We start from the raw sequence: 24,094 nt of genomic DNA on the forward strand, positions 1-24,094 counted from the left end.
ACGGCCGCCAGAATTAACCATCCATCAAGGTTAATGCGAGATTATTTCGGCTCCTAACCCAGAGTGCCGTGGAGTCCGGTATTGTCTCGCCCGCGTCGTGTCCCTCGTAAATTTGGTCTTTTGCCGAAAAACTGGACTTCGCCAGCCGTCTTCGGGCTTTGCGCATGGCTGATCTTTCCTTCGGCGGTGGCCTATGCCGATCTTGCAGGTCTGCTTGCGGGTATCGACAGGGGTAGCAGCAACTGGCGCATGGTCATCACCAATTCGCCGGCAGGCTCGACGCATCAGGCCGAACTTGCCTTTGGCGACGCATCGACCGCTGCTGCCATTGGCGATGGCGGTCTCGTCCTGCCCGACGGCCGTCGCGTCGCTTTCCTGTCGCAGCAAAAGGGGAGCGATCCCAAGCCGGACGAAGATCGCATCAATCGCCAGGATAAGAAGAGCAGGGTGGTTGCGGTCGCGCCCATGCAGCCGCCCAAGGATTTTTCCGCTGGCTCTGTGCTGCAGCGCGAGAGCCTGTTGTTCCGTCCCGAACTGGATAACAAGGACAAGACGGCATTCCTGAAGCCGAAGATCGGCGGCAAGGAAATTCAGATCGCTACGGCCTTCTATAAGAAAGAGCCACCGAAACCCGACAATAGCGTGCCGTCCTATCTTGCGAGCTTGGTAACAAGCCAGGATGCCGATGTCCTCGCTGCCGCCTACGCGTCGCCGCCGCCGGATTATGCCCGCGTTTCACCCTTCGATTCGATTCTCGCCAAGGATCAGGACGGTGAGGGCCGTTTCGTGCCGCAGATCGGTCCACAGGATCACGCCTGGGCCGCCAATGTCCTGCCGCCCTCAGTCTTTTCCTCGGACGAGCAGCAATGCCTCGCCACCGGTATCTATTTTGAAGCGCGCGGGGAATCGGTAAAGGGACAGGCGGCCGTAGCCCAGGTCATCCTCAATCGCGTCCGCAACCCGGCCTATCCGAAAACCATCTGCGGCGTCGTTTATCAGAACGACGATTGGCACAATGCATGCCAGTTTTCCTTTGCCTGCGACAACGTCAAGGACCGGGTCAACTCACCCGAACATTGGAAGGTCGCCCGCCAGGTCGCCATGGCCGTGACCGCCGGCAGGATCTGGCTGCCGGAAGTCGGCTCCGCCACGCACTATCACGCCGTCTACGTCCGGCCGAAATGGGCGGCCGAAATGGTAAAGGTCGGCCGCATTGGCATGCACATCTTCTATCGCACCTATGGCGGCGGCTGGAGCTGACGGCCTGTTGCGCGGCGGGACTAATCCGATTTCGTAAGCGCGGGCTGCGCGACAAAAAGGCCACAGAAAAACCCGGCCTGAAGAGGATTCTTCGGCCCAGTTTTCCGCCCGCATCGCATATTCAGCCTAAGATCATGATTTAATTCGGCTAATTTATGGCTGGACAGATGACGTCTACGCCTTGACTATGCTTTTTCCTAAAACTATGTTGCGCGCGACTTCAAAACGGGCCGAAAAGGTGACGAAACCTGCTGTTCGTTTACGCGTTGACCGGGGTAATGGGGCTGCGCGCAGCGAAAATAGGAGGACGTCGCCATGGTGGATGACCGCGACGAAGGTCTGGAAAAGCGACGGGAGCAACTGGGAGCCGAACTGGCAAACAAGCGCTCTGCGTTGGGAGAGGATGAACGAGGGGAGGTTCGCGCCGAGGAAAGCCGCAAAGGCTATGCTCAGGCGATGAAGCTTTCCAGTGAGTTCATTGCTGCCATCATCGTCGGCGCTGTTCTGGGCTATCTGTTGGACCGTTTTGTCGGCACGGCGCCGTGGGGCATGATTGTTTTTCTGCTTCTCGGATTTTGTGCCGGCGTTCTGAATGTTCTGCGCTCTGCAGGCAAGGTGGCGACGCCGATGCTTGAAAAGCACGGGCTTGATAAGAAGTGAGGCGGAAGCAGCGCTGCGGCGCGGTTTCCTGGTGAGAGGCATCCGCTTTGACGAGCGGGAAAATGAAAGAGAACAAGCGGTGGCAAACGGACCTACCCATCAGTTCCTGATCTTCAAGATTATCCCGATCGACATCGGCGGAATTGATTTTTCGTTCACCAATGCTTCCTTGTTCATGGTTGCCTCCGCAGTGATCTCCGCTGGCTTCCTCTATTTTGCCACGGCGCCCCGCAGCGTGATTCCGAACCGCGCCCAATCCATCGCGGAAATGGCTTACGAATTCATCGCCTCGATGTTGAAAGAAGGGGCGGGAACCAAGGGGATGAAATTCTTCCCGCTGGTCTTCTCGCTCTTCATGTTCGTGCTGACGGCGAACCTGCTCGGCATGGTTCCTTATTTCTTCACCGTCACTGCCCAGATCATCGTTACCTTCGCGCTGGCGCTTCTGGTCATCCTGACGGTCATCCTCTACGGCGCCATCAAGCATGGCTTCGGCTTTCTGAAGCTCTTCGTGCCGGAGGGCGTGCCTGGCGTATTGTTGCCGCTGGTGGTGACGATCGAGATCATCTCCTTCCTGTCCCGGCCGATTTCGCTCTCTGTTCGTCTTTTCGCCAACATGCTGGCAGGCCATATCACGCTTAAGGTGTTCGCAGGCTTCGTTGCCTCGCTCGGAGCCCTTGGCGCGATTGGCATCGGCGGCGCCATTCTTCCCCTGATCATGACCGTCGCCCTGACCGGTCTCGAGTTCCTCGTCGCCTTCCTTCAGGCTTACGTCTTTGCGGTACTGACTTGCATGTACATCAATGACGCAATCCATCCGGGTGGCCACTAAGGATTACCGACATTGACGTCTGCAGGGCGTCAGTCATTCGCCGCAACAACCATTTCAAAGGAGTTCAACATGGAAGCGGAAGCAGCAAAGTTCATCGGCGCAGGTCTGGCTTGCTTTGGTATGGCCGGTACGGCTCTCGGCCTCGGCAACATCTTCGGCAGCTACCTGTCCGGCGCGCTTCGCAATCCGTCTGCCGCTGACAGCCAGTTCGGCCGTCTGGTATTCGGCTTCGCCGTTACGGAAGCTCTGGGCATCTTCTCGCTGCTCATCGCTCTCCTCCTGCTCTTCGCCGTCTGATATCAACGGCATGATAGATCACGGTTCGCGGGACAGCGGGCCGTGATTCTTTATATTTGCAGACCACCTGGAGGTGAGCATGTTTGTGACCCCGGCATATGCTGAAGAAGCACCGCCGGCAGCCGGCGCGGTGCATACGGAGACGGGTGCGCCCGATCAGGGCCATCACGCAGGCGTATTCCCGCCGTTTGACCATACGACGTATCCGTCACAGCTTCTTTGGCTGGTGATCACCTTCGTCATCTTCTACGTGGCCATGCAGAAGATCGTTATTCCGCGCGTCGGCAGCATCATTGAAAGCCGGCACGATCGCATCGCCCAGGATATCGACGAAGCCTCGCGTCTGAAGGCCGAAGCCGATGCTGCTGTTGCGACCTACGAAAGCGAATTGGCTGCAGCGCGCGCCAAGGCGAATTCGATCGGTGCCACCGCCCGCGATGCCGCCAAGGCAAAGGCTGAGGAAGATCGCAAGACGATCGAAGCAAGTCTTTCCGAGAAGCTGAAGGCCGCTGAGGTTCGTATCGCCGAGATCAAGGCGAAGGCCTTTGGTGATGTCGGCGCCATTGCTGAAGAAACGGCGGCTGCCGTTGTCGAGCAGCTCGTCGGCAACGTTGCCGGTCAGGCCGATGTCGCATCGGCTGTTGCCGAAGCATCCGCCAAGCGGGAGGGTTGATCCATGGAATTCGGTCTCGACGAAACTTTCTTTGCCTTCGTCGCTCTCATCCTCTTCCTCGGCCTTGTCGTCTATCTGAAGGTGCCGGGCATGATGGCCAAGTCGCTGGACGACCGCGCCGATCAGATCCGCAACGATCTGGCTGAAGCCAAGCGTCTGCGCGAAGAGGCCCAGCATCTTCTGGCCGAGTACCAGCGCAAGCGGAAGGAAGCCGAAGCCGAAGCTGCTCATATCGTTGCGGCAGCCGAGCGCGAAGCTGAAATGCTGACGACGGAAGCTCGCAAGAAGACGGAAGAATTCGTCGCCAATCGTACGGCGCTTTCCGAGCAGAAGATCAAGCAGGCGGAAGCCGATGCGATGAAGGCGGTCCGTTCCGCTGCCGTCGATCTGGCTATCGCTGCCGCCGAATCCGTGCTCGCCAAGAAGGCCGGTGGCCAGGTTCAATCCGAACTCTTCAGCAACGCCGTTGGCGAAGTGAAGGCGCGGTTGAACTAAGCGCAAGCAATCGATCTCTAGGAAAAGCCCGGCTTCAGCCGGGCTTTTTGCGTTTGTGGCACACTCATCTGCGGCAGCATTTGACGATGGTCCCGAATCCAAACTAGATTTCCGCCTCGTTTTAAGGAGTGATCTGGTGATACCGAGCGTGGACGGCGGCGAAGGACCATTCCGCCATGGTGATCTTATCTATAGGCGCACCCGTCCCTGGACAGCGAGCGTTCACGCCTTACTCTCCACACTTCAATCACATGGCTTTGTGAACGCGCCATTTTCTGGCGGATATGACGCGGCTTGGGAGAGGGTGAGCTTTCTTCCGGGCGAGACCGGCGACCTGGATGAGAATGAGAATATGAGGTCGATGACCGCTCTGCGGTCGGCGGCGCGGCTGCTGCGGCGCTATCATGATTGCACTGCGCTGTTTATGCCGCCGATGCTGGAGAAAGATCAGACATGGCAATTGCCGCCGAGACCACCGTTCGAAGTGATCTGCCATGGCGATTTCGCACCCTATAATGTTGTTCTGAATAGCGGCGAGGTGACCGATATCATCGACTTTGAGACTGCCCATCCTGGCCCGCGTGACTGGGACATTGCTTATGCCATCTATCGCTGGGCGCCTCTGTCCGCCGGCGTCGCAATCGAAGATCTCGGCGGACTGGATACGCAAATTCTCCGCACTCGCCTTTTTCTTGATGCTTACGGCTTACCCGCCAAGGAACGACCGGTATTGCCCGGCATGATCATTGACCGTCTGAATGCCTTGGTCGGCTTCATGGAACGCGAGGCGGCCAATGGCGTGGAACGGTATCGCCGCAACATCGAAGAGGGCCACGATCGCATTTACCGGCGCGATGTCGCCTATATCAGCGAACATCGGGACGAGATTATAGCCGGTCTTATGGATTGAAGGGTGGGAAAGGCGCTGTCAGACCTCTTCCCTTCGAAGGGGGCGAAAGCTCATACGATGCAGCGAACAGGGGCCGTGCTTCTTGATACCGGCGCGATGCTCCGGCGTACCGTAGCCGGCATGGGACGCAAAACCGTAAGCCGGAAAGACGTCGCCAGCGCGGGCCATCATCCGGTCGCGTGTCACCTTGGCGACGATCGAGGCGGCGGCGATGGAAAAGGAGCGAGCGTCGCCCTTGACCACGGCTTTTCCCGGACAGGCGAGACCGCCAGGCACATCCAGCCCATCCGTCAGGACATAGCTTGCCGGCACGGCAAGGCTGCAGATGGCGCGGCGCATGGCATCCAGGCTAGCCTTGCGAATATCGGTGATATCGATGCGGGCCGCGCTCGAGGAAGCAATGGAGACGGTGGCGGTCGCGAGGATTTCGACAAACAGCGCCTCACGCCTCATGGCCGAAAGCTGCTTGGAATCATTCAATCCCTCAGGAATGCGCTCCGGGTCGAGAATGACAGCCGCCGCAACGACCGGGCCTGCCAGAGGCCCGCGTCCCGCTTCGTCGGCACCGGCAACGGGCCAGTGACCTGCGCGGCGAGCAATCAGCTCCAGTTCGAAAGTCGGAACGATCGGGCCTTCGTCGAAAAGCATGGGAGAATCGGATGGTGTGCTGCGTGGCATGCGGCAAGCTCGCACACCACCCGATCTCCTGCAAGCCCCCGGTGGATCAAGGCGGCGAACCTGGGGGCTCTTCCGGCGGGCAGGGAAACCCGCGGGAAAGGGTCAGAGCAATTTCAGGAAAAGTGCGTGAGCCGCTTTCCGTCCGGAATTGCGGAAAAACAAAAAGAGAGAGCGGTTCTAAGATTCCGTGAAAAGCTGAGCCGCTCAGAGCAGTGAAAGCTGCACGCCGCTGCCATCTGGCGGCACAAACAGGTCGTCGCGCAGCGCGATACTGCGACGGGTGAGCTCCAGCCGCTTGATCGCCATTTCGAAACGGCGGCTGATCTGCCAGGCATAGGGACCCGCGCCCTTCATGCGCTTGCCAAACTCGGCATCATAATCCTTGCCGCCGCGCATCGAGCGGATCAACGACATGACGTGGCGGTAGCGATCCGGATAGTTCTGCAGCAGCCAGTCGCGGAAGAGCGGGCTGACCTCCAGCGGAAGGCGCAGAATGACATAGCTCGCTTCTATGGCGCCGGCGGCCTTGCTGGCATCAAGGATGCGCTCGATTTCGTGGTCGTTGAGCGCCGGAATGATCGGCGCCACCATGACGGCTGTCTGGATGCCGGCCTCGCTGAGCGCCCGGATCGCCTCCAGCCGCCGCTGTGGCGTCGCTGCGCGCGGTTCCATGGTGCGCGCCAGCTTGCGGTCGAGCGTGGTCACGGAAATACCGACCCGAACCAGGTTCTTGGCGGCCATCTCCTTAAGAATGTCGATATCGCGCATGATCAGCGCCGACTTGGTGACGATCGCAACCGGATGGTTCGCCTTGTTCAGGACTTCGAGAATTTGGCGCATGACGCGCCATTCCTTCTCGATCGGCTGATAGGGATCGGTATTGGTGCCGATGGCGATGACGCGCGGCTTGTAGCCCGGCCTTGCCAGTTCCCGTTCGAGCAGCCGAGCCGCGTCTGGCTTGGCGAAGAGTTTCGATTCGAAATCGAGCCCAGCCGACAGGCCCATATAGGCATGCGTCGGCCGCGCGAAACAATAGATGCAGCCATGCTCGCAGCCGCGATAGGGATTGATGGAACGATCGAAGCCTATATCGGGAGAGTCGTTGCGGGTGATTGCCGTGCGCGGCTTCTCCACCTGCACTTCGGTTTTGAAAGGCGGCAGCTCTTCTAGCGTCTGCCAGCCGTCATCGAATGTCTCACGCTTCAGGGCCTCGAATCGGCCGCTGGGGTTCAGCCCGGCACCGCGGCCGCGCCTGCGGTCGATCTCGACTCTGAGACCGGTGTCGGCGATCAAAGCATTGGCAACATCTGCCGTATTGGCAGGCGCGAATGCGGCCTGCCCTGCAAGGGACTGCTCGTTCATCGGTAACTCCGGGGCGGTTCATGGCGTCGCATGCCGCGTCTAAGATGATTAAATTCCTATCCGACAAATGAGAACAATGCAAGAACAAAATGCGCGATTGCGCACCGCTACGCCGTCTGGCCGAGAGGTCGTGGGGACATTTTGAACCCCATCAAAGCCTTACTTTAGACCTTCCGGTTTTAAAGCTTATGCGCTGGCAATAATTTGTGCGTCGCTCTATAAATGGGCAATGTTGACGGTAATCATTGAATGCCAGGACCAGGAACCTGAACTGGCGCAGACATTGGCGGCATTGGTGGCCGGCGCGATCGAGGGGCTCGTGTGCGATGTTGTCGTGCTTGATCACGGCTCGCGTGACGGCACCTCACATGTTGCCGACGCTGCCGGCTGCCGTTTCTATTCGCAATGGGATATCAAAGACATATTAAGTTCGGCGCGCGGCGAATGGCTGCTTTTCGTCGAACCCGGTGCCCGCCCGCAGGCCGGTTGGATCGATGAGATTGCCGAATATGTCTCGCTCAACAAGGTGCCGGCGCGCTTCACCGCGTCGCGCGGCTATCGCCGGCCTTTGCTGCAGCGCATCGGCCGCAGTCTGCCGCCTCTGGAACTGGGTTTGCTCCTCTCCAAACGACAAGCCATCGCCGCCGCCAAAACAGGCATGCGGCTCGCCGAATTCGCCAAGGGGCAGAAAAGCCGCCAACTGTCGAGCGAACTGATTCCCTCCTGGGTCGCGCGCGCGGCGCGGTAGCGCGGCTTTGTGATCAATCCAGATTCCATTTGAAAATAAGGGAATTACTGTCATAATTTTCATGTGGCGGCGCGCCTCGCGTGTCGCGTCGGGCGGCCGACCATGAAGATGCCGGGATGCGGCAGAGCAGGTCAGCAGAACTCTCCTCTTCTGCCGGTTTCCGGCGAAAGGAGGTGCGTCATGGGACGCACGATGCTCTACCGCCTCATCGGAACGGCCCTTCTGGCAACGGCAATCCTTTATCCGAACTCAGCAGCTTCGCAGGCGATGCTTGCATGCGCAGAGCGCGGCGATATTGTCGCTTTCCTGGAAGCGCACTATTCCGAAAAGCTCTCGGCCATTGGTCAGCTTGATCCAAAGAATATCATCGAAATCTTCGCCGCCGAAAGCGGCAGTTGGACAATGATGATCACCAGTATCTCCGGCCGAAGCTGCGTGATCCTCACGGGCCAGAATTGGGAATCAATTCCTGCTTTGCCCGGATCGAAGGCATAGGAATTGGAAAGCCGGGATATTCCCCAGCAAAGCGCCGCTTATTTTGAGCCGGCACCGCGCTTTAGATGTTCGTCGAGCCGCGGCATGATCTCCACGAAATTGCAGGGCATATGCCGATAGTCGAGCTGCGGCTTCAAAATGCCGTCCCAGGCATCCTTGCAGGCGCCCGGAGAGCCCGGCAGCACGAAGATGAAGGTGGCGTTGGCGACGCCGCCGGTTGCCCGCGACTGGATCGTCGCCGTACCAATCTTGTCGTAGGAGATACGGTGGAACACCTCGGAAAACCCGTCCATCCGCTTTTCGAACAAGGGCTCCAGCGCTTCGGGCGTCACATCGCGGCCGGTAAAGCCGGTGCCGCCGGTGGTGATGACGACGTCGATGGCGTCATCGCGCGTCCAGGCTTCCACCTGGCTTCGAATACGCTCCTTGTCGTCCGTAACAATAGCGCGGGCAATCAAGTTGTGACCGGCTTCCGCAATGCGGGTAACCAGCGTGTCGCCGGATTTGTCATCAGCGAGCGTGCGCGTATCGGAAACAGTCAACACCGCGATTCCCACCGGGATAAAGGATCTTGCTTCGCTTGCACCGGCCATCATGCGTCTCCCTTTATCGTTTCCGTCGCCTGGAAATACCAGTCCGGCTTCAAGCTGTGAAGCGATGCCGCCGCAGCCGTCGCCTGCTCAAGATTATCGAACAGGCCGAAGCAGGTGGCACCGGAGCCGGACATGCGAATGGTGAGCGCTCCTTGGCTTTCGATCAATTGCGAGAGCGTGGCGATCTCGTTGCAGAGCGCCCGCGCCGGCGGCTCCAGATCGTTGCGCAATCCCTCAATGGTCTTGATCCATTGCATGCGGCCGTTTGTTAGCTGCAAGGGAAGTGCGAGCGGCGGATTGTCCTTTCGGGCAAGCAAGCGAAACACCTCGGGCGTCGAAACGCCGACGAGGGGATTGCCGAGCACCATGGCGAAGGACGGAAAATCCGGCAGCAACTCGATCGCCTCGCCGATGCCGCGTGCGATCAGCGGACGGCTGGCAAGGCACATCGGCACATCGGCACCGAGCTTCAGCGCAATCGCCATCACCGTGTCGGCGGGCAGGGAGAGGCCCCAGAGCCGCGTCAGTCCACGCAGGGTCGCCGCGGCGTCCGCCGAGCCGCCGCCGATGCCGGAGGCGACGGGCAGGTTCTTTTCGAGATGGATGTGGACTGGCGTCGCCACGAAACCCGCCGCATGAGCCGCTTGTCGCAGCAGATCGCGCGTCTTTAGCACCAGATTGCCGCCCGCACCCTCCTCGGCAAGAAGAGGAGAGAAGCGCCCGGACAGGCTGAATTCATCACGGGCGCTTGCGCGAAAACCGAGACGATCGCCATGCCGCGCAAACGTGACGAGCATGTCGAGCAAATGATACCCATCGGCCCGCCGGCCCGTCACATGCAGTGCCAAGTTGATCTTGGCGGGTGCTTCCTCCGAGACGTCGAAATCGTCAGCCGCTAAGATCACGCTCATCGAAAGTCTTAGGACTTCTTATCGGCCGGTGGTGGCGTTGTCGTGTTGGGCGATGGAGTGACCGCGGGCGCCGGATCAGGCTGCTTGGTCTTGTCGACCGTCCTTGGGTCGTTGTCGAGCGCCGGCAGACCGTTGGCGATCTTTTCCTTGATCTTCGGAATATCGGCGTCCTCGGGCTTGGAAGCCAGCGCGCGGTTCCATTGGTAAACCGCCTCCAGCTTGCGGTTGACGCGCCAATAGGCATCGCCCAGATGGTCGTTGATCGTGGGATCGCCGGCCTTCAACTGTGCGGCACGCTCCAGTTCGTTCACCGCATCGTCGAAGCGGTTGAGGCGGAAATAGGCCCAGCCGAGCGAGTCGACGATGTAGCCGTCATCCGGCTTCAGATCGACGGCCTTCTTGATCATGTTCAGGCCCTGGTCGAGGTTCATGTTCATGTCGACCCAGGAATAGCCGAGATAGTTCAGGACCTGCGGCTGGTCGGGGTTCAGCTCCAAGGCCTTCTTGAAATTCGGCTCTGCCTTGTCCCATTGCTTCAGCCGCTCATAGGCGATGCCGCGCTGGAAGAACACGGCCCAGTCGCCGCGGTTCGGCACGGCGCCGATAACCTCAGCAGCCTTATCGTAATTGTCCGCCATGGCCTGAAAGTCCTTGGCGTCCGAGAGAACGCTGCCATAGGCGAGATAGCTGCGGATATCCTTCGGGTCGGAATCGATCAGCGCCTTCAGATGCTTGCGCGCATCGTCGACCTTGCCGGACTGGGCAAGCGCAAGGCCGAGCTGCAGCTCGGAGATGCGGGCCATGGGCGAGTTGTTGGGCACCTTTTTGTAGAAGGAGATGGCACGATCCATCTGCTCCTGCTTTTCCGCAAGTCCACCCAGCAGAACCAGCGTGTCGGCACTCTTGGGATCGAGCGTGTTGGCGATCTGCAGGTAAAGCGAGACGACATCTTCGGCGCCGTCGCGGTTGAGCGCCGCGCCGACGGTAAAGAGCACCGAGGCTGCACCTTGCGTGCTGTCGGTCACTTGCTGGTCCGGCGTTTCGCCCTTGTTGATGCTGTCGCGCAGCGCGTTCAGCGGCGCGTAATTGTTAATCAGGTTGTCGCCGACCGAAACGGCATCCAGAGCCTTCTGCTTGTCGCCGGCCTTGGCTTCAAGCCGCGCCAGCGCCATGACAGCGCGCATGAATGTGTCTGGGGCCGTAGCGCCGCCCGCCTTGTCGAGAATGGCGTCGTTCAGGTGCGAGCGGGCAGACTTCGTATCGCCGATGGTGATGGCAATGGCGCCGGCATGGTAGTTCTTGAAGATGTTGAACCAGTCCGGTCCCTTCATCTTGTCGATCATGGCGATTGCTTCCTTGCCATGATTGGAGCCGGCGCGCGCCCAGGCAAGCAGAAGACCGGCCATCATCCGGTCGAGATCGTTCGGACCGTCATATTTGAGGATGTCCTGCGCGGCCTTGTAGTCATGCCGGCGGATGGCGTCCATGCCACGCACGATCGTGGTGACGCGTTCGACCGAGGGATCGTTCTTCAGCTCGTTGGCGTATTTCACGCCCTCTTCGAGATTGCCGTTGAGCAGCAATGAGATCATCAGCCGCTGGCGAATCTCCGGGTTGCCCGGCTCGATCATCAGCGCCTTTTTATAAAGCGAAATCGCAGTTTCATAGTCATGGTCGACATCGGCGGTCCGGGCGGCAAGGAAGGCGCCTGCGAAGGTGTCGACGCCTTCCGCATCGAAGGTCACCAGGGCGCTGGCCTCCGGCGTTGCCGGGGCATCCTCTGCGCGCGCGCTGTTCAGCGCGCCCATCGAGAGGACCGCCGCCAGAGCTGCGCCCGAGAGGAAACGAATGGCAAGTCTCTGCCGCATTAGAAAGCCTTTCATCAAGGGATTTGCCGGAAGAGCGCCGGCGGCACAAAACGTTCGTGTCAATTGATTCACAACAGGATGGCTTTTTTGAAGCGCTCCTGCAAGAAATTCGGGCGGCTGTGATCAGTTCACACGTTCGATGCAGAAATCGATCACTTCCATGAGCGCAGATTTCCACGGCGTTTCCGGTAGCGGCGCCAGTGCGTCGCGGGCGATGGTGCCGTAGTGAACGGCACGGGCGATGGTGTCGGTGAGCGCACCGTATTTGGTGATCAGACCCAACGCCTTTTCCAGGTTCTCGTCGCTGTTGTTGCCGGTCTCGATGGCGTCGCGCCAGAAAGCGCGCTCCTTCTCGGTGCCGCGACGATAGGCGAGAATAACGGGCAGGGTGATTTTGCCCTCGCGGAAGTCGTCGCCGACATTCTTGCCGAGATCGGCAGCCTTGCCGCCGTAATCCAGCGCGTCGTCCACCAGTTGGAAGGCGAGGCCGAGATTGGTGCCGTAGGACTTCAGCGCATTGCGCTCGGCCTTGCCGGCATTGGCGACGATCGGGCCGACTTCGGCGGCGGCGGCGAAAAGCGCAGCCGTCTTGGCGCGAATGACGGAGAGATAATCGTCTTCGGTGGTCTCCATGTTCTTGGAGACGGAAAGCTGCAGCACTTCGCCCTCGGCGATGACGCAAGCTGCCGATGACAGAACGTCGAGCGCATCCAGCGAACCGACTTCGACCATCATCCGGAAAGCCTGTCCAAGCAGGAAGTCGCCGACAAGAACGCTGGCCTGATTGCCCCAGATCATGCGGGCCGTGGATTTGCCGCGGCGCAGATCGCTTTCATCCACCACGTCATCGTGCAACAATGTCGCCGTGTGCAGGAATTCGACCGAGGTCGCGAGCTTGATGTGATTGTCGCCCTGATAGCCGTAGAGTGCGGCAGAGGCGATGGTCAGCATCGGCCGCAGACGCTTGCCGCCGGAAGAGATCAAATGCTCGGCAACTTCCGGGATCATCTGCACATCGGAGCCGGCTTTCGACAGGATGAGCTGGTTGACGCGTTCCATATCCGCCTTGGTCAGGTCCACCAATGGCTTGATGGAGGCCAGTTTATTCTTGCTTTCTTCAAGCGGTATCACGACGCCCAACGATCCGGACTCCTGTTCATTTTCTGCAAAGCACAATAAGAAGGGGCGAAAGAGGCGGCAAGAGGCGATTTGTCTCGTCTCGCAAATTTGACAGGAAACCCAAGGCTTATGCACGAGCTGATCCGCACAAACGATCCCGTTTTACTCTCCTTCGCCGAGAGTCTGATGAAGGACGCCGGGATTCATTGTTTCGTCGCGGATCAAGCCATGAGCATTCTCGAGGGTTCTCTCGGCATGCTGCCGCGCCGTTTCATGGTCGAGGACGAGCGCGCCGATCAGGCCCGGCGCATTCTGATCGATGCCGGTCTCGGCGACGAGCTGCGCCCGGCGCGCGGCTGAGTTCCGCCATGGCCGATACCCATTCCGAAACCATCGACGCCTTCCATCGCGGCGCGTTCCATATCGTCCAGCCGAAGGGCAGGGGCCATCGCTCCGGCATGGACGCCATGTTGCTTGCTGCTCTTGTGGCCGATGACCGTAGCATCAGGGTGGCCGATCTCGGTGCGGGAGCGGGTGCCGCCGGCATGGCGGTGGCCTCGCGGCTGGAGCAGGCGGAGGTGGTATTGTTCGAACGCTCGCCGGAAATGGCCGAGTTCGCCCGCAAGAGCCTGGCACTTTCGGAAAATGCCCGCTTCGCCAGCCGTGTCGCCGTTGTCGAGGCCGATGTCGCCTTGACCGCGAAGGCCCGCAATGACGCCGGTCTGGTCGATGACAGTTTCCATCATGTCATCATGAACCCGCCGTTCAACGATGCCAGCGACAGGCTGACGCCGGATGCATTGAAAGCGCAGGCGCATGCCATGACCGACGGCCTGTTCGAAAGCTGGGTGCGAACGGCAGGCGCAATCATGATCCCCGGCGGGCAACTGTCGTTGATCGCTCGGCCGCAATCGATCGCTGAGATCATTGCAGCCTGCGGCCGCCGTTTCGGCGGCATCGAGATCACGCCCATCCATCCGCGCGAGGGTGAAAATGCCGTTCGCATCCTGGTGACGGCCATCAAGGGCTCACGCGCACGGCTGGCGCTGCGCGCGCCGCTGATCATGCATGGCGAGGGGACGCACAAATTCTCCGACTTCGTCGACGACCTCAACAATGGTCGCGCTGCCTATTTCCGAAAGTAGCGCGTCATCCCGAACGCATGACGCGCTTTTTAGGAAGATCATCCGAATTCAGTGTATGCCTTGGAACGCATCTAAGATCAGCTTGACGTTCAGAAGGGCGATAACGATGGCGATGATATAGGCGACGGTACTCAGCCAGCGCGGCGCGACTAGAGCGCCCATCTTGGTCTTGTCGGCGGTGAACATGACCAGCGGGAAGACAGCGAAAGAAAGTTGTAGGCTGAGCACGACCTGGGTCAGGATCAGCAGATCCGCCGTACCGGAATCGCCGTACCATATGGTGACGACCCCGGCGGGAGTGATCGCCAGTCCGCGCGTCACTAGGCGGCGCAGCCAAGGTTTCACCTTGAGCCGCAGAAAACCCTCCATGACGATCTGCCCGGCAAGCGTCGCCGTTACAGTTGAGTTGAGGCCGCAACAGAGAAGCGCGATCCCGAAGAGCGTCGGCGCAATCGCCAGGCCGAGAAGCGGCGCCAGCAGCGATTCCGCCTGGGCGAGTTCCACGACATCAGTGTGGCCATGCGCGTGAAACGCCGCGCCGGCAAGAATGAGGATGGAAGCGTTGATGAGCAGAGCGAAGGTCAGCGCTATCGTCGAATCGAGCGTGGCATAGGTCAGCGCCTCTTTCTTTTCCGAGAGCGTATGGCCGAAGGCGCGCGTCTGCACGATGCCGGAATGCAGATAGAGATTGTGCGGCATGACCGTCGCGCCAAGGATGCCGAGCGCCAGATAGAGCATGTCCGGATTCCTGACGATCTCAGTCGTCGGGAAAAAGCCTTTGATGACGTCGCCCCAATTTGGATCGGCAAGGAAGACCTGGATGCCGAAACAGAAGGCGATCACACCGAGCAGGGTGATGATCAGCGCCTCTACCCAGCGAAAGCCCAGCCGCTGCAGGAAAAGAATGAGGAACACGTCGAAGGCGGTCACCAGCACGCCGAGTTCGAGCGGCAGGCCGAAAACGAGATTTAAGCCAATGGCGGTGCCGACGACTTCTGCGATATCCGTCGCGATAATGGCGATCTCCGCCATCGCCCACAGTGGCACGGAGACGAAGCTCGGAAAGGCGTCCCGGCAGGCCTGGGCCAGATCGCGGCCGGTGGCGATCGCGAGGCGCGCGCAAAGCGCCTGCAGCACCACGGCCATAATGTTGGACAACAATGCAACGGTTAGCAGCGCATAGCCGAATTTCGATCCGCCGGCGAGCGAGGTCGCCCAGTTGCCGGGGTCCATATAGCCGACCGCGACAAGATAGCCCGGACCTGCGAAGGCAGCGACGCGACGCAGCACCGAACCGCCCTTTGCGGTTTCGACCGAGCGATAGACATCGGAAAGAGTGGCTTCTTCTCGGTCATGGCGCCAGCCGGCATCGGGCTTGGGTTTCATAAGATCCATGGGGCTTCCGCAGGCTTCAATACCGCGAGAAGTTAGCGGTTTAGAATGATAATGCAATTCATTCGCAACAAGAAAAGCCGTTCCCGCTCTCGTTCGCATCGGCTGTGGCATTCCTGCAATCTGCAATAACGGCGGATATCTGCGACCTCTAATGCATGTCGCGCAAAAGTGTGCGGCGGTTTTGCGAACACGACATGCACAAACAAGGAGCTAAAGCGCGGGAGCGAATCTGAAAGATCGCGACGAGCTTTAGTGGCGATGGGCTTTCTCGATAGACAATCTCGGCTTCATTCCATCTCAGGACATCGCCGTTCTTGGACGCCGCTGAACAGGACCAATTACCGAACAAGGAACCCAAGCGCTGCTGCGTTTGCCAGATCGATGAAGAACGCAGAGACGAGCGGCAGAATGATGAATGCGATGGTTGCGGCCCCATGAGTTTTGGTTACCGCCGTCATATTGGCGATTGCCGTCGGGGTCGCTCCAAGCGAGATACCAAAAAAGCCTGCGGAAATCACCGCCGCATCATATGTCCGCCCCATCGCGGGGAAAACGACGAACAGGACATAAACGACAACCGCAACAGTCTGCACGACGAGGACGATCAGAAGCGCGGCGCCAAGCCCGCTGAGGGCCCACAATTGCATGCTCATCAGCGACATTGCGAGAAAGATGTTCAACGAGAGATCGGAGATGAGCGAAAGCGCTCGCGTGCGTGTCGGCCAAGGGAGGCGCGGTGCGAGCAGCGGAACGGTATTCGTCATCACAATCGCGACCAGCAAGCAGACGACGAACAATGGAAGATTGATGCCAGCCTCCACGATGATCTCATGCAAGGCGTACCCGGTGAGAATAGCGATATTGGTTACCAGCAAGGCTCGCAGCAGGCTGACATAGCTGACATCATCTTCATGGCTGCTGACTGCAGCACGCGATACACCGATCACCAACTCTTCGGTGGCGGGGCCGCTCAAGCCATGGCGTTTGATCAGGTATTGCGCAATTGGTCCGCCGATGAGGCTGGCGATGACAAGGCCAAGCGTTGCGCTCGCAATACCGATTTCAAGCGCATTCGTCAGTCCGAAACGTCCGGTGATAATCGGTGCCCAGGCAATCGTTGTGCCGTGACCGCCGATTAGCGACGTGGAGCCAAGTAAGATTGCCACGCCATCGGGGAGGCCGAGCATGTCGCTGACGCCGATGGCGATTGCGTTCTGGATGACGAGAAATACAAGCGTGACAGCCAACAAGATAAGAAACGGCTTGCCTCCAGCCATGAGGTCGGAGAGCCTGGCGTTAAGGCCGACCCCGGTGAAGAAGTAGTCCAAACCGAAGTATTCGTACGCGATCAGCGTTATCAGGGCGGCAAGCAGGCCACCTGTCACCGCTTTGGGTATGCTCCACCGAACAAGGAGGGGAATGAAACGGTTGAGGTTTGCACCAATGAAAAACACGAGGATCGCAATGGTAAGCGATAGCAGTCCTGGGACCTGTATTGCCGACATGGACCACCTTCACCTTGGTTGCAGCCGAACCCGCCTCAGTCCGTCACTTTGGCATGCGCCAGACGAATAGACGAGCGGAAAGAGCCTCGGGTGATCCGATCTGCTGGGAGCAGAGGGAGAGCGGCGGCCCAATCCTGATGGACGCGGAGAAATGTTTTTCCCGGGTGCCGTGTTTACGGCAAAAGGCAGTCCTCCCGTCACCCCATCCCCTCTTCATATCGATGAAAATGTATGCCGGCTCGAGGAATCCGGGCGCGAAATGCGATGCTGGATGTTGCGTTTGCCGTTTCCGTGCATACATCACACGCAGCAAACATCATGAATCAGGGACGACGAATGGCTGGATTTTTTAGGCGCATGCTTCCGAAGCGGTTTCGCAAGGAAAAGGCGATCATTCCCGTTGTCCGGCTGAGCGGTGTCATCGCCTCCGGCGGCGGTCCTCTCCGGCAGTCGCTCAATCTTGCGGGCGTCTCGCAAGCGCTGGAAAAGGCCTTCAGCATGAAGGCTGCCCCGGCAGTCGCGGTCGTCATCAATTCGCCCGGCGGATCGCCGGTGCAATCGCGGATGATCTATAACCGCATCCGCGATCTTGCCCGCGAGAAAGAGAAGAAGGTGCTGGTGTTCGTCGAGGATGTAGCGGCATCCGGCGGCTACATGATCGCGCTCGCCGGCGATGAGATCATTGCCGATGCCACCTCCATCGTCGGTTCCATCGGCGTCGTCTCCGGCGGCTTCGGTTTTCCGGAGCTTTTGAAGAAGCTCGGGGTCGAGCGCCGGGTCTATACTGCCGGCGAAAACAAGGTGATCCTCGATCCGTTCCAGCCGGAGAAGGAAAAGGACATCGAATATCTGAAGAGCCTGCAGGTCGAGATCCACAAGGTCTTCATCGATATGGTGCGTGAGCGTCGGGCGGGTAAACTGGCGGCGGACGAGGTCGTGTTCTCCGGCCTCTTCTGGACCGGCGGGCGTGGTCTCGAACTCGGCCTGATCGACGGGCTCGGCGATATGCGCCAGGAACTCAAGAAGCGTTACGGCGACAAGATCAAGCTCGAGCTGGTCACCACGCCACGTAGCCTCTTCGGCCGCCGCGCACCCGGCATTTCCCTTTCGGGCATGGACGGCATCGGCGCCGGCCTCGCCTCCGGACTTGCAGAGGTGGCAGAGGAAAAGGCATTGTGGGGGCGGTACGGATTGTAATCGGGAGCGCTGCGTGATGCCGCAGATCATCTTCTTCATCGTTGCTGTCGGCGGTATTTGGCTTCTCTATCGACGCTTCCTGCGCGACGCCCGAAAACTCACCGAGAAATCACGCCGCGCCGAAAGCGAACGGCGCACGGGCGCCATCGGCACACTGGTGAAAGACCCGAAGACAGGGGAGTATAGGGTGAAGCGGGAGGATGAGTAGCCTCCGATAGATCGTGGAAATACGAAAAGGTGACTATGACAGTTTGCGCTTGAAAGCCTTGACCCTTCCGTTCTGCCGTGGCACCTGTCCGCCAAACAATCCATTACCCGAAGAAATCAATCTCCATGACCGCGACCCCGCCCGATAACATGAATCCGAAGCGCTCGTTTCAGGCGTTGATCCTGACGCTGCACAATTACTGGGCCGACAAAGGTTGTGCGGTTCTGCAGCCCTACGACATGGAAGTTGGCGCCGGCACGTTCCATCCGGCGACGACCTTGCGCGCGCTTGGACCGAAGCCGTGGAAGGCTGCCTATGTGCAGCCCTCGCGCCGTCCGTCCGACGGTCGTTACGGCGAAAACCCGAACCGTATGCAGCATTATTATCAATATCAGGTCATCCTGAAGCCGAACCCGCCGAACCTGCAGGAGCTCTATCTCGGCTCTCTCGCGGCCATCGGCCTCGACCCACTTCTGCATGACATCCGCTTCGTCGAGGACGATTGGGAAAGCCCGACGCTTGGTGCCTGGGGGCTTGGCTGGGAATGCTGGTGCGACGGCATGGAAGTGTCGCAGTTCACCTATTTCCAGCAGATTTGCGGCATCGAGTGCGCGCCGGTTGCTGGCGAATTGACCTACGGTCTCGAACGTCTGGCAACCTATGTCCAGGGCGTCGACAGCGTCTACGACCTGAATTTCAACGGTCTCGAAGGCGACGAGAAGATCACCTATGGCGATGTCTTCCTGCAGGCAGAGCAGGAATATTCGCGGCATAATTTCGAATATGCCAACACGGAAATGCTGCATCGCCATTTCATCGATGCCGAACGGGAATGCCAAGCGCTGCTTGCCGCCGGCGCGCCGGGCGACAATGCCAATCAGCTCCTGCACAAATGCGTCTTTCCAGCCTACGATCAGTGCATCAAGGCCAGCCACGTCTTCAATCTGCTCGATGCGCGCGGCGTGATCTCGGTCACCGAACGCCAGAGCTATATCCTGCGCGTCCGCACGCTGGCGAAAGCCTGTGGCGAGGCATTCCTGCTCACGGATGCCGGTGGTGCGAACTGGGGCAAGCAGGCGGCTTAAGGCACATTCCTAATCTCTAAGGTATTGGCCTGGCGGCGAAAAGCGGATGACAACGCCCGTCAAGCCACATAATGTGCCTCGTGGTTGCATTTGCCACGGGGTTCGCGATGTATATTATTTTGGCGATCATCGTTCTGATCGCGCTTTACGCCGTCCTCACCTATAACGGCCTCGTTCGCGCGCGTCAGGTGGCCGAGGAGGCTTGGTCCGGCATCGATGTGCAGCTCAAGCGCCGCGCTGATCTCATTCCGAATCTGGTCGAGACGGTCAAAGGCTATGCCGGCCATGAGAACCAGACGTTGAGGGAAGTTGTCGAGGCACGCAGCAGAGCTCAGGCAGTGCCTGCAGGGGATGTTGCCGGCCGCGCTGTTGCCGAAGGTGTGCTCGGGCAGGCGCTCGGTCGCCTGATGGTTGTCTCCGAAGCCTATCCTGACCTCAAGGCCAATGTCGGCTTCGTCGAGTTGCAGCAATCCCTGGAAACGACGGAAAACGAGATCCAGATGTCGCGGCGCTACTACAACGGTGCAGCCCGCGATCTCAACGTCAAGGTCGAGAGCTTTCCCAACAATCTGCTCGCCGGCCCTTTCGGTTTCACCAAGCGCGCCTTCTTCGAAATCACCAACGAGACGGACCGTGCTGTTCCATCGGTCAAGTTCTAAGATTCCTTCTATCGGTTTTGCATTCCAGGCGGTAAAGGAAGCCGACCGCAGGCCATTGGCCGCTTTCTGGACTGACCAAAGAGATTGATGATGGGTAGAGCCAAACTCACGATTATCCCCCCCGGCAAGCCGCTTATCGGACGCGCCATGCCGCCGGGGTCGAAGTCGATCACCAACCGCGCGCTGCTGCTCGCCGGCCTCGCCAAGGGAACCAGCCGGCTGACGGGTGCGCTGAAGAGCGACGATACGCGTTATATGGCCGAAGCGCTGCGGGCCATGGGCGTTGCGATCGACGAGCCCGACGACACCACGTTCATCGTCACCGGCGATGGCAAACTCAAGTCGCCGGCCGCGCCGCTGTTTCTCGGCAATGCCGGCACCGCGACCCGCTTCCTGACCGCCGCCGCTGCTCTGGTTGACGGGAAGGTCGTGGTCGATGGCGATGCACATATGCGCAAGCGGCCGATCGGCCCGCTGGTTGACGCCCTGCGCTCCCTGGGCATTGATGCCTCGGCCGAGACCGGCTGCCCGCCCGTGACCGTCAACGGCACGGGCCGTTTCGAGGCGAGCCGGGTTGAGATCGATGGCGGCCTCTCCAGCCAGTATGTCTCGGCGCTGCTGATGATGGCGGCCGGCGGCGATCGCCCGGTCGATGTCGTGCTGCTTGGCGAACATATCGGCGCTCTCGGCTATATCGATCTGACGGTTGCCGCCATGCGTGCCTTCGGCGCCAAGGTGGAGCGCGTCAGCGCCGTTGCCTGGCGGGTTCAGCCGACTGGCTATCACGCAGCCGATTTCCATATCGAGCCGGATGCATCGGCCGCGACCTATCTCTGGGCGGCGGAAGTGCTGTCCGGCGGGAAGATCGATCTCGGCACGCCGGCGAGCGAATTCTCGCAGCCGGACGCCCGCGCCTATGACATGATCTCGCAGTTTCCGCATCTCCCCGCCGTCATCGACGGATCGCAGATGCAGGACGCCATTCCGACGCTCGCTGTCCTTGCCGCTTTCAACGAAACGCCGGTGCGTTTCGTCGGCATCGCCAATCTCCGGGTCAAGGAGTGCGATCGCGTCCGGGCGCTGTCGAGCGGCCTGTCGCGCATCGTTCCCGGCCTCGGCACCGAGGAAGGCGACGATCTGATTGTCGCCTCCGACCCGAGCCTTGCCGGCAAGACGCTGCCGGCCGAGATCGACAGCTTCGCCGATCACCGCATCGCCATGAGCTTTGCGCTGGCCGGGCTGAAGATCGACGGCATCACCATTCTCGACCCCGATTGCGTCGCCAAGACCTTCCCGGCCTATTGGAACGTCCTTGCGTCACTGGGAGTTGCCTGCGACGACTGATGCCGCCCCAACGGGAGGCGCGTAAATATATCGGCATGTGCGGCATCCTGAATGGGGTGCCGTCGGATCGCAGGAGCTGTGATGACGCGTTGGCTTTCCGGACTCTCTATCGCCTTGCTCCTGCTGTTTTCCGCATCGATCGCGTCAGCCGCCGAAGTCATCAACGCTTTCGATCAGGCGATTATTCTCGATCGCGACGGCTCAATGCGTGTCACCGAGACAATTACGGTGAACGCGGAAGGCCGCGCCATCCGTCGCGGCATATTCCGGGATTTTCCGCTGACTTTTGTCGATTCTGCGGGCCGCCAGGCGCAGGTGGATTTTAATGTTGTCTCTGTCGAACGCGATGGACAGCCGGAAGATTGGCACAAGGAGCAGATCGAGGGCGGGGAACGCATTTATATCGGAAATGCCGATCGGATCATAAACCGTGGCCAGCACGTCTACCGCATCGTCTACACCACCGATCGCCAGATCCGCTATTTTGACGATCACGACGAGCTCTATTGGAACGTCACCGGTAATGGCTGGCAATTTCCGATCCTTCACGTCTCGGCCACCGCTACGCTGCCGGACGGCGTGAAGCCGCAACAGCTTGCCTATTATACCGGGCCGATCGGCGCGACCGGCCAGGACGCGAGCGCCAGCGCGCAGGCGGACAAGGTCATGTTCGTCACCACGCGGCCCTTGGCCCCGGCCGAAGGTTTGACGATCGCCATCAGGCTGCCGAAGGACGCGATTGCGGCGCCGAGCAGCAGCCAACAATGGCATTGGTTCATAACCGATCATATAGACGCGATCATCGCCATCGGCGGTTTGATATTGGTATTCGCCTACTATCTCCGCAGTTGGATCGCCGTCGGCCGTGATCCCCCACGCGGTGTGATGGTCCCGCGCTGGGACCCGCCGGACGGTATTTCGCCGGCGTTGGTCAACTACATCGACAACAGAGGTTTTTCCGGTGCGGGCTGGACGGCGCTGTCGGCGACGGCGATCGATCTTGCTGTGCACGGCTATGTTATTCTCGACAATCTGAAGGAAAAGGTGGTCATTCGCCCGACCGGCAAGGCAGGCAGCGATCTCAGCGGCGGCGACAAAGTGCTCATGCAGGCCGTCGGCCCATTTTCCCCGCTTGTCATCGACAAGGCGAATGGCGAGGCGGTAAAGCAGCTTGGCTCGACATTCCGCAGCGCCATCGAGCGCGATCATCGCGGCGAATATTACAAAGCTAATGCGCTCTACGTGATTGCCGGCATTGCCTTGTCGGTCCTCATCCTTGCTGCGATCGTGATTTTCGGTCGCTTGCACGAGAATGCGCTGCCTCTCATCATCGTGCCCGGCTTCCTGTCGATTGTGGTGACGATCTTTGCCGGCACGATCGGCCGCAGGTTTCGCCGTCATGATGCCGGTCTTGGACGGCGAATTCTTTCCGTTCTGATCGCAGCTTTCTTTGGCTTTCTGTTCGTCTCGGCTGCGGTCGGCGGCTTGGCTGCCGCCGTCGTCCCCTTGTGGGAGGCGGGTGAACTGCCTCTGCTCGCCGGCATCGTCGGCATTTTCGCGCTCAACGTCGTCTTCTTTTTCCTGATGGGGGCGCCGACGCCGCTCGGGCGCAAGATGATGGATGGCATCGCGGGGCTACGGCAATATCTGACGCTTGCCGAACGCGACCGGATGAACATGCAGGGCGCGCCGCAGATGTCGCCGCAGCATTTCGAAAAGCTGTTGCCCTATGCGGTCGCGCTCGGCGTCGAAAAGCCTTGGTCGAGCGCCTTCGAGACCTGGCTCGCCACCGCTGCGGGTGCGGCCGCGGCCGCCTATGCGCCGGCCTGGTATTCCGGTGATTTCCATCCAGGCAATATCGGCGGCACGATCGGCGATTTTTCCTCCTCCATGGCATCCACCATCGCCTCCACCATTCCCGCGCCGGTCTCCAGCTCGTCCTCAGCCTTTTCGGGCGGCGGCGATGGCGGCGGCTCCTCCGGCGGCGGTGGAGGCGGCGGAGGCGGGGGTGGGTGGTAGTTGATCACCTCCCCCTTGAGGGGGGAGGTCGCCGCGAAGCGGCGGGTGGGGGTGACAATTGCTTGGCTGCGGAGCTAGCCGCGATCACCCCACCCCGGCCTGCGGCCGACCCTCCCCCTCAAGGGGAGGGTGTCTGTCGCGATGTATTAGTTTCGGTATTTCAGCAGATCGGAGATCCCGTGCCCAAAAAGCCCTCCAAACTGGATCGCTTTAAAGTTGCCAATAGCCGGTGCTTGCGCGCAGGTTCGACTGATGCGGAAACCAAGCTCTGGAAGCATTTGTGGCGCATCCCCATTGAAGGCACGCATTTTCGGCGGCAGGTTCCAATTGGGCGTTATTTTGCTGATTTCGCCTGTCATCAGATAGGTTTGATTATCGAGCTTGACGGCAGCCAGCATGCAGAAGATGCGGCAAGACGTTATGATGCTCAGCGAACGGCATATCTTGAAAGCCAAGGCTATCATGTCATCCGATTCTGGAATGCTGAAGTCATGGATGAGATCGAGGCTGTTCTGGACACGATATTTGCCATTGTGCAGCAGCGACAAATTTTGCTAGCAGAGGCCGACCATTTTCACCCCACTCCGGCACGCCGTGCCGACCCTCTCTCTCAAGGGGAGGGTGAGGAACCTTGAC

Annotated in this window: 26 protein-coding genes; 18 read left to right on the top strand and 8 right to left on the bottom strand. The window is 59.8% G+C overall.

Annotated elements, in window-relative coordinates; genetic code table 11:
- Positions 1-81 precede the first annotated feature (81 nt).
- The 7 genes from C9E91_RS04505 (at position 82) to C9E91_RS04535 (ending at position 5,127) form a co-directional block, all read left to right on the top strand.
- A complete protein-coding gene (locus tag C9E91_RS04505; protein ID WP_107107170.1) occupies positions 82-1,260 on the top strand; it encodes a cell wall hydrolase in 1,179 nt (392 codons plus the stop codon).
- Between the two features lie 315 nt (positions 1,261-1,575).
- Positions 1,576-1,920 carry an AtpZ/AtpI family protein gene (locus C9E91_RS04510; protein WP_107107171.1) on the top strand — a complete coding sequence of 115 codons (345 nt, stop codon included), beginning with the start codon at positions 1,576-1,578 and terminating at the stop codon, positions 1,918-1,920.
- A gap of 79 nt (positions 1,921-1,999) precedes the next feature.
- Entirely contained in the window at positions 2,000-2,752 is a 753-nt protein-coding gene (locus tag C9E91_RS04515; RefSeq protein ID WP_107107172.1) for a F0F1 ATP synthase subunit A, read from the top strand.
- Between the two features lie 69 nt (positions 2,753-2,821).
- Positions 2,822-3,049 (top strand): F0F1 ATP synthase subunit C, encoded by a 228-nt coding sequence (locus C9E91_RS04520; protein ID WP_028750571.1) that lies wholly within the window; start codon positions 2,822-2,824, stop codon positions 3,047-3,049.
- Between the two features lie 79 nt (positions 3,050-3,128).
- Entirely contained in the window at positions 3,129-3,722 is a 594-nt protein-coding gene (locus C9E91_RS04525) for a F0F1 ATP synthase subunit B (RefSeq protein ID WP_107107173.1), read from the top strand.
- 3 nt (positions 3,723-3,725) lie between these two features.
- Complete coding sequence (locus C9E91_RS04530; protein ID WP_107107174.1) at positions 3,726-4,217, top strand: F0F1 ATP synthase subunit B; 492 nt, start codon at positions 3,726-3,728, stop codon at positions 4,215-4,217.
- A 148-nt stretch (positions 4,218-4,365) separates the two neighbouring features.
- On the top strand, positions 4,366-5,127 hold the full coding sequence (locus C9E91_RS04535; protein WP_245407416.1) for an aminoglycoside phosphotransferase family protein: 762 nt from the start codon (positions 4,366-4,368) through the stop codon (positions 5,125-5,127).
- 18 nt (positions 5,128-5,145) lie between these two features.
- Here C9E91_RS04535 and rnhB read toward each other — a convergent pair whose 3' ends face one another.
- Complete coding sequence (gene rnhB / locus C9E91_RS04540; protein ID WP_107107175.1) at positions 5,146-5,805, bottom strand: ribonuclease HII; 660 nt, start codon at positions 5,803-5,805, stop codon at positions 5,146-5,148.
- A gap of 204 nt (positions 5,806-6,009) precedes the next feature.
- Entirely contained in the window at positions 6,010-7,167 is a 1,158-nt protein-coding gene (locus C9E91_RS04545) for a PA0069 family radical SAM protein (protein ID WP_107107176.1), read from the bottom strand.
- A gap of 229 nt (positions 7,168-7,396) precedes the next feature.
- Between C9E91_RS04545 and C9E91_RS04550 the strand changes: the two genes are divergently transcribed.
- Together C9E91_RS04550 and C9E91_RS04555 are read left to right on the top strand one after the other, a co-directional pair.
- A complete protein-coding gene (locus tag C9E91_RS04550) occupies positions 7,397-7,915 on the top strand; it encodes a glycosyltransferase family protein (protein WP_107107177.1) in 519 nt (172 codons plus the stop codon).
- Between the two features lie 180 nt (positions 7,916-8,095).
- Entirely contained in the window at positions 8,096-8,410 is a 315-nt protein-coding gene (locus C9E91_RS04555; protein WP_107107178.1) for a hypothetical protein, read from the top strand.
- A 38-nt stretch (positions 8,411-8,448) separates the two neighbouring features.
- Here the strand turns inward: C9E91_RS04555 and moaB are convergent, their stop codons facing one another.
- The 4 genes from moaB to C9E91_RS04575 all read right to left on the bottom strand — a co-directional run bounded on the left by moaB (position 8,449) and on the right by C9E91_RS04575 (position 12,922).
- Entirely contained in the window at positions 8,449-9,003 is a 555-nt protein-coding gene (moaB, locus tag C9E91_RS04560; protein ID WP_107107179.1) for a molybdenum cofactor biosynthesis protein B, read from the bottom strand.
- Positions 9,003-9,914 (bottom strand): 4-(cytidine 5'-diphospho)-2-C-methyl-D-erythritol kinase, encoded by a 912-nt coding sequence (locus tag C9E91_RS04565; RefSeq protein ID WP_107107180.1) that lies wholly within the window; start codon positions 9,912-9,914, stop codon positions 9,003-9,005. The genes moaB and C9E91_RS04565 overlap by 1 nt, the downstream gene beginning before the upstream one ends.
- A gap of 8 nt (positions 9,915-9,922) precedes the next feature.
- A complete protein-coding gene (locus C9E91_RS04570) occupies positions 9,923-11,782 on the bottom strand; it encodes a tetratricopeptide repeat protein (protein ID WP_107107181.1) in 1,860 nt (619 codons plus the stop codon).
- 123 nt (positions 11,783-11,905) lie between these two features.
- Positions 11,906-12,922, bottom strand: coding sequence for a polyprenyl synthetase family protein (locus C9E91_RS04575; RefSeq protein WP_028750582.1), 1,017 nt, complete (start codon positions 12,920-12,922; stop codon positions 11,906-11,908).
- Positions 12,923-13,030: 108 nt separating this feature from the next.
- Here C9E91_RS04575 and C9E91_RS04580 point away from each other — a divergent pair, with 108 nt between their 5' ends.
- On the top strand, positions 13,031-13,261 hold the full coding sequence (locus C9E91_RS04580) for a putative signal transducing protein (protein WP_028750583.1): 231 nt from the start codon (positions 13,031-13,033) through the stop codon (positions 13,259-13,261).
- A gap of 8 nt (positions 13,262-13,269) precedes the next feature.
- Positions 13,270-14,046, top strand: a complete 777-nt coding sequence (locus tag C9E91_RS04585) for a tRNA1(Val) (adenine(37)-N6)-methyltransferase (RefSeq protein ID WP_107107182.1) — start codon at positions 13,270-13,272, stop codon at positions 14,044-14,046.
- A 48-nt stretch (positions 14,047-14,094) separates the two neighbouring features.
- Here the strand turns inward: C9E91_RS04585 and C9E91_RS04590 are convergent, their stop codons facing one another.
- Both C9E91_RS04590 and gltS read right to left on the bottom strand, forming a co-directional pair.
- Positions 14,095-15,441, bottom strand: a complete 1,347-nt coding sequence (locus tag C9E91_RS04590) for an Nramp family divalent metal transporter (protein ID WP_107107183.1) — start codon at positions 15,439-15,441, stop codon at positions 14,095-14,097.
- 338 nt (positions 15,442-15,779) lie between these two features.
- Positions 15,780-16,946 (bottom strand): sodium/glutamate symporter, encoded by a 1,167-nt coding sequence (gene gltS / locus C9E91_RS04595; RefSeq protein WP_107107184.1) that lies wholly within the window; start codon positions 16,944-16,946, stop codon positions 15,780-15,782.
- Between the two features lie 336 nt (positions 16,947-17,282).
- Here gltS and C9E91_RS04600 point away from each other — a divergent pair, with 336 nt between their 5' ends.
- The 7 genes from C9E91_RS04600 (at position 17,283) to C9E91_RS04630 (ending at position 24,093) form a co-directional block, all read left to right on the top strand.
- A complete protein-coding gene (locus C9E91_RS04600) occupies positions 17,283-18,143 on the top strand; it encodes a S49 family peptidase (RefSeq protein ID WP_107107185.1) in 861 nt (286 codons plus the stop codon).
- A 16-nt stretch (positions 18,144-18,159) separates the two neighbouring features.
- Positions 18,160-18,351, top strand: coding sequence for a hypothetical protein (locus C9E91_RS04605; protein WP_104822173.1), 192 nt, complete (start codon positions 18,160-18,162; stop codon positions 18,349-18,351).
- Between the two features lie 125 nt (positions 18,352-18,476).
- A complete protein-coding gene (locus C9E91_RS04610; protein WP_107107186.1) occupies positions 18,477-19,436 on the top strand; it encodes a glycine--tRNA ligase subunit alpha in 960 nt (319 codons plus the stop codon).
- A 107-nt stretch (positions 19,437-19,543) separates the two neighbouring features.
- On the top strand, positions 19,544-20,095 hold the full coding sequence (locus C9E91_RS04615; RefSeq protein ID WP_107107250.1) for a LemA family protein: 552 nt from the start codon (positions 19,544-19,546) through the stop codon (positions 20,093-20,095).
- 87 nt (positions 20,096-20,182) lie between these two features.
- Entirely contained in the window at positions 20,183-21,439 is a 1,257-nt protein-coding gene (locus C9E91_RS04620; protein ID WP_107107187.1) for a 3-phosphoshikimate 1-carboxyvinyltransferase, read from the top strand.
- Positions 21,440-21,520: 81 nt separating this feature from the next.
- Positions 21,521-23,458 carry a DUF2207 domain-containing protein gene (locus C9E91_RS04625; protein WP_107107188.1) on the top strand — a complete coding sequence of 646 codons (1,938 nt, stop codon included), beginning with the start codon at positions 21,521-21,523 and terminating at the stop codon, positions 23,456-23,458.
- 179 nt (positions 23,459-23,637) lie between these two features.
- Complete coding sequence (locus tag C9E91_RS04630) at positions 23,638-24,093, top strand: endonuclease domain-containing protein (RefSeq protein ID WP_245407417.1); 456 nt, start codon at positions 23,638-23,640, stop codon at positions 24,091-24,093.
- Position 24,094 lies beyond the last annotated feature (1 nt).

The sequence above is a fragment of the Rhizobium sp. SEMIA4064 genome (genome assembly GCF_003025035.1).
Taxonomy (GTDB): domain Bacteria; phylum Pseudomonadota; class Alphaproteobacteria; order Rhizobiales; family Rhizobiaceae; genus Rhizobium; species Rhizobium paranaense.

Excerpts from the sequence above, each read along its gene's own strand:
- C9E91_RS04510 (WP_107107171.1), top strand. The coding sequence starts at position 1,576 with ATGGTGGATGACCGCGACGAAGGTCTGGAAAAGCGACGGGAGCAACTG.
- C9E91_RS04520 (WP_028750571.1), top strand. The coding sequence starts at position 2,822 with ATGGAAGCGGAAGCAGCAAAGTTCATCGGCGCAGGTCTGGCTTGCTTT.
- C9E91_RS04525 (WP_107107173.1), top strand. The coding sequence starts at position 3,129 with ATGTTTGTGACCCCGGCATATGCTGAAGAAGCACCGCCGGCAGCCGGC.
- C9E91_RS04530 (WP_107107174.1), top strand. The coding sequence starts at position 3,726 with ATGGAATTCGGTCTCGACGAAACTTTCTTTGCCTTCGTCGCTCTCATC.
- rnhB (WP_107107175.1), bottom strand. The coding sequence starts at position 5,805 with ATGCCACGCAGCACACCATCCGATTCTCCCATGCTTTTCGACGAAGGC.
- C9E91_RS04545 (WP_107107176.1), bottom strand. The coding sequence starts at position 7,167 with ATGAACGAGCAGTCCCTTGCAGGGCAGGCCGCATTCGCGCCTGCCAAT.
- C9E91_RS04550 (WP_107107177.1), top strand. The coding sequence starts at position 7,397 with ATGTTGACGGTAATCATTGAATGCCAGGACCAGGAACCTGAACTGGCG.
- C9E91_RS04555 (WP_107107178.1), top strand. The coding sequence starts at position 8,096 with ATGGGACGCACGATGCTCTACCGCCTCATCGGAACGGCCCTTCTGGCA.
- moaB (WP_107107179.1), bottom strand. The coding sequence starts at position 9,003 with ATGGCCGGTGCAAGCGAAGCAAGATCCTTTATCCCGGTGGGAATCGCG.
- C9E91_RS04565 (WP_107107180.1), bottom strand. The coding sequence starts at position 9,914 with ATGAGCGTGATCTTAGCGGCTGACGATTTCGACGTCTCGGAGGAAGCA.
- C9E91_RS04570 (WP_107107181.1), bottom strand. The coding sequence starts at position 11,782 with ATGCGGCAGAGACTTGCCATTCGTTTCCTCTCGGGCGCAGCTCTGGCG.
- C9E91_RS04580 (WP_028750583.1), top strand. The coding sequence starts at position 13,031 with ATGCACGAGCTGATCCGCACAAACGATCCCGTTTTACTCTCCTTCGCC.
- C9E91_RS04585 (WP_107107182.1), top strand. The coding sequence starts at position 13,270 with ATGGCCGATACCCATTCCGAAACCATCGACGCCTTCCATCGCGGCGCG.
- C9E91_RS04590 (WP_107107183.1), bottom strand. The coding sequence starts at position 15,441 with ATGGATCTTATGAAACCCAAGCCCGATGCCGGCTGGCGCCATGACCGA.
- gltS (WP_107107184.1), bottom strand. The coding sequence starts at position 16,946 with ATGTCGGCAATACAGGTCCCAGGACTGCTATCGCTTACCATTGCGATC.
- C9E91_RS04600 (WP_107107185.1), top strand. The coding sequence starts at position 17,283 with ATGGCTGGATTTTTTAGGCGCATGCTTCCGAAGCGGTTTCGCAAGGAA.
- C9E91_RS04605 (WP_104822173.1), top strand. The coding sequence starts at position 18,160 with ATGCCGCAGATCATCTTCTTCATCGTTGCTGTCGGCGGTATTTGGCTT.
- C9E91_RS04610 (WP_107107186.1), top strand. The coding sequence starts at position 18,477 with ATGACCGCGACCCCGCCCGATAACATGAATCCGAAGCGCTCGTTTCAG.
- C9E91_RS04615 (WP_107107250.1), top strand. The coding sequence starts at position 19,544 with ATGTATATTATTTTGGCGATCATCGTTCTGATCGCGCTTTACGCCGTC.
- C9E91_RS04620 (WP_107107187.1), top strand. The coding sequence starts at position 20,183 with ATGATGGGTAGAGCCAAACTCACGATTATCCCCCCCGGCAAGCCGCTT.
- C9E91_RS04625 (WP_107107188.1), top strand. The coding sequence starts at position 21,521 with ATGACGCGTTGGCTTTCCGGACTCTCTATCGCCTTGCTCCTGCTGTTT.